This window comes from Catalinimonas locisalis (genome assembly GCF_038039535.1).
Lineage (GTDB): Bacteria > Bacteroidota > Bacteroidia > Cytophagales > Cyclobacteriaceae > Catalinimonas.
Genome location: NZ_JBBPHP010000082.1, coordinates 2,191 through 6,220, shown reverse-complemented (window position 1 = coordinate 6,220; position 4,030 = coordinate 2,191). Strand labels below are relative to the sequence as shown.

Here is a 4,030-nt window from a genome sequence, read left to right as displayed (position 1 = left end):
AATAATAGAAAGGCGGCGACCTACTCTCCCGCGGGTAGCAGTACCATTGGCGCTGCCGGGCTTAACTTCTCTGTTCGGAATGGGAAGAGGTGATCCCCGGCGCTAGAGCCACCCTAAGATTTTACAAGTTACTCTCAGCGACGTCATTCTTTTCGGAATGGGAAGAGTGGGACTATTCCATAGTGGATTGCCTCCAACTGATTTCCGGCGCTAGAGCTACCCTAAGCTCTTAGTTGTAAGTTGTCAGTTAATAGTTTAGTGTAGAAGTTTTGTATGATACTCAACTTTAAACTTTGAACTATTATCCTATCACTTTTCACTATCAATATTTTTTGACATGAGATATGTAAGAGAGATGTAAACTTAATATGCTTGGCACAGAAAGACTATTGGGTAATTAGTATGGCTCAGCTACATATATTTCTACACTTGCACCTGCCACCTATCAACGTGATCGTCTATCACGACCCTCAAGGAAAGCCTCATCTTGAAGAAGGTTTCGCGCTTAGATGCTTTCAGCGCTTATCCTTTCCGAACATAGCTACCCGGCGGTGCAGTAGGCACCACAACCGGCACACCAGCGGTTCGTCCAACCCGGTCCTCTCGTACTAAGGTCAGAACTTCTCAAGCTTTCTACGCCCACCACAGATAGGGACCGAACTGTCTCACGACGTTCTGAACCCAGCTCGCGTGCCACTTTAATGGGCGAACAGCCCAACCCTTGGGACCTTCTCCAGCCCCAGGATGTGACGAGCCGACATCGAGGTGCCAAACCTCCCCGTCGATGTGAGCTCTTGGGGGAGATCAGCCTGTTATCCCCAGAGTACCTTTTATCCTTTGAGCGATGGCCCTTCCATGCGGAACCACCGGATCACTATACCCGACTTTCGTCCCTGCTCGACTTGTAGGTCTCACAGTCAAGCGCCCTTATGCTATTGCACTCCACATGCCGTTACCGACGGCATTGAGGGCACCTTGGGAAGCCTCCGTTACTTTTTAGGAGGCGACCACCCCAGTCAAACTACCCACCACACACTGTCCCCAGTTAGGGTTAGGCACTAGATAAAAGAAGGGCGGTATTTCAAGGTTGTCTCCACGATGCCTAGCGACACCGCTTCCTAGACTCCCGCCTATCCTACACATCTTTTACCCAATGTCAATGTGAAGCTATAGTAAAGGTTCATGGGGTCTTTCCGTCCCGTGGCGGGTATCCGGCATCTTCACCGGAACTACAATTTCACCGAGCGCGTGGCTGAGACAGTGCCCAGATCGTTACACCATTCGTGCAGGTCGGAACTTACCCGACAAGGAATTTCGCTACCTTAGGACCGTTATAGTTACGGCCGCCGTTTACTGGGGCTTCGGTTCAACGCTTTGGGTTACCCCTAACGTCCCCCCTTAACCTTCCAGCACCGGGCAGGTGTCAGGCCTTATACTTCAACTTTCGTTTTTGCAAAGCCATGTGTTTTTGTTAAACAGTCGCCTGGGCCTATTCACTGCGGCTTCTTGTATTGCTACAAGGAAGCGTCCCTTCTCCCGAAGTTACAGGACCATTTTGCCTAGTTCCTTAGCCACGTCTCACTCGAGCACCTTAGAGTTCTCCTCCCGGCTACCTGTGTCGGTTTACGGTACGGGTAGCTTATTGCGTAACGTTTAGAGGTTTTTCTTGGAAGTATGATTACGGTTACTATCCGCTTGGCCGTAGCCTCGCGGTACTATCAGCTTTCAGCAAAACTTACGGATTTACCTGTAAGTCCTATACCTACGACCTTTAACGCACTATTCCGTCAGTGCGCGAACCTGTCACTGCTCCGTCACCCCATCACTACAATAAGTCAGTACTGGAATATTAACCAGTTGTCCATCGGATTGAGCTTTCGCCTACTCCTTAGGTCCCGACTAACCCTGATCCGATTAGCGTTGATCAGGAAACCTGAGCCTTTCGGTGTGCGGGTTTCTCACCCGCATTATCGTTACTTATGCCTACATTTGCTTTTCTATCCGGTTCACCATGCCTTACAGCACAGCTTCGGCCCAAATAGAATGCTCCCCTACCACAGATAAATCTGTCCATAGCTTCGGTAATATACTTGATGCCCGTTTATTATCGATGCTCCGTCGCTCGACCAGTGAGCTGTTACGCACTCTTTAAATGATAGCTGCTTCCAAGCTAACATCCTGGCTGTCTGTGCAACGAAACCGCCTTAGTTCAACTTAGTATATATTTAGGGACCTTAGCTGATGGTCTGGGTTCTTTCCCTCTCGGACTCGGACCTTAGCACCCAAGCCCTCACTGCTAGGTATATCTGACAGCATTCGGAGTTCATCAGGATTTGGTAGGATGTGACTCCCCCTAGTCCTATTGGTAGCTCTACCTCTGTCAGACTCACCCTAACGCTGCTCCTAAAAGCATTTCGGGGAGTACGAGCTATTTCCCAGTTTGATTGGCCTTTCACCCCTACCCACAGTTCATCCAAAAACTTTTCAACGTTTACTGGTTCGGGCCTCCATGACGTGTTACCGTCACTTCACCCTGACCATGGGTAGATCACTAGGTTTCGCGTCTACAACCTCTGACTATGCGCCCTGTTCAGACTCGCTTTCGCTTCGGCTGTTCGCTTCTAAGCGCTTCGCCTTGCCAGAAATCATAACTCGTAGGCTCATTATGCAAAAGGCACGCCGTCACCCCACAAAAGGGCTCCGACCGCTTGTAAGCGTATGGTTTCAGGTTCTATTTCACCCCGTTATTCACGGTACTTTTCACCTTTCCCTCACGGTACTGGTTCACTATCGGTCTCTCAGTAGTATTTAGCCTTACCAGATGGTGCTGGCAGATTCAAACGGGATTTCTCCGGTCCCGCCTTACTCAGGATACTCGCTAGCAGCATTTACTTACCCTTACAGGACTATCACCCTCTATGGTGGATCTTTCCAGATCGCTTCAAGTTCATGCCTGCTGCCGTATGCAAGTCCTACAACCCCGGCATAGCCGTAACTATACCGGTTTGGGCTCTTCCCGCCTCGCTCGCCACTACTACGGGAATCATTACTTATTTTCTCTTCCTCCGGGTACTTAGATGTTTCAGTTCCCCGGGTTCGCCTCCGATAAATCGGATACTTAGTCTTCAACTAAGTGGGTTGCCCCATTCGGAAATCTGCGGATCAGCCTGTGTTTGCCAGTCCCCGCAGCTTATCGCAGCTTATCACGTCCTTCATCGCCTCTGAGAGCCAAGGCATCCCCCATACGCCCTTATCAACTTTCTTTGTGCTCTTTTTAATTAAGCTTGACTTCTCTCTTACATCATGTCAAAGAACTTTTTATCAGTCTACAGCTAACAGCTTTAATGGAACGGCTCTTCCAGCAAACCCTATCAGCATCTGATATTGTGGTTATAAGTAGTAAGATGTCTTCACATCTTGGTCTCTTAAAACCTTGTCTTCATTAAATTTTGACCAAGACTTTTCCTGATCATTTTCAAATAACAGCAACAACTTCTCTGTCGCTTTTTTTGGTGGAGAATAACGGAGTCGAAGGCTACGCGCCCCGCCGTTGACCTCCTGCGTGCAAAACACGCTTTGTTTCAAAGTAATAGTAACAACTTTTTATTACTATTTGGTGGAGAATAACGGAGTCGAACCGTTGACCTCCTGCGTGCAAAGCAGGCGCTCTAGCCAGCTGAGCTAATTCCCCAGTTTCAATTAGCAATGTGCAAGTAACAGTGAACAAACTTCTTTTGCTTGTTCATTGCAATCTGCTCATTGTACATTGAAGTGTGGGCTTGCGTGGACTCGAACCACGGACCTCTACATTATCAGTGTAGCGCTCTAACCACCTGAGCTACAAGCCCTCTTTTATAGAGCTTTCGCTAAGCAAGCAGTTAGCCTTTAGCTCTTGCACTCCTGCAAGTTATATCTCTATAAGCTTACAGATCTCTTTGTTCAATAATTCAATAGAATGACTTAATATTTTTGAGAAGATGCACAGACAGCAAACGTTGAGCATACAAGGACACGCTCCAGAAAGGAGGCG

At 48.3% G+C, this 4,030-nt stretch carries 2 tRNA genes and 2 rRNA genes; all 4 read right to left on the bottom strand.

Features of this window, described 5'->3' with window-relative positions:
• Nucleotides 1-7: 7 nt before the first annotated feature.
• A 5S ribosomal RNA gene (gene rrf / locus WJR50_RS33735) occupies nt 8-116 on the bottom strand.
• A 260-nt stretch (nt 117-376) separates the two neighbouring features.
• Nucleotides 377-3,264: ribosomal RNA gene (locus tag WJR50_RS33730) — 23S ribosomal RNA — on the bottom strand.
• Between the two features lie 350 nt (nt 3,265-3,614).
• Nucleotides 3,615-3,691, bottom strand: a tRNA-Ala gene (locus WJR50_RS33725).
• An 83-nt stretch (nt 3,692-3,774) separates the two neighbouring features.
• Nucleotides 3,775-3,848 (bottom strand) — tRNA-Ile (locus tag WJR50_RS33720).
• Between the last annotated feature and the right edge of the window lie 182 nt (nt 3,849-4,030).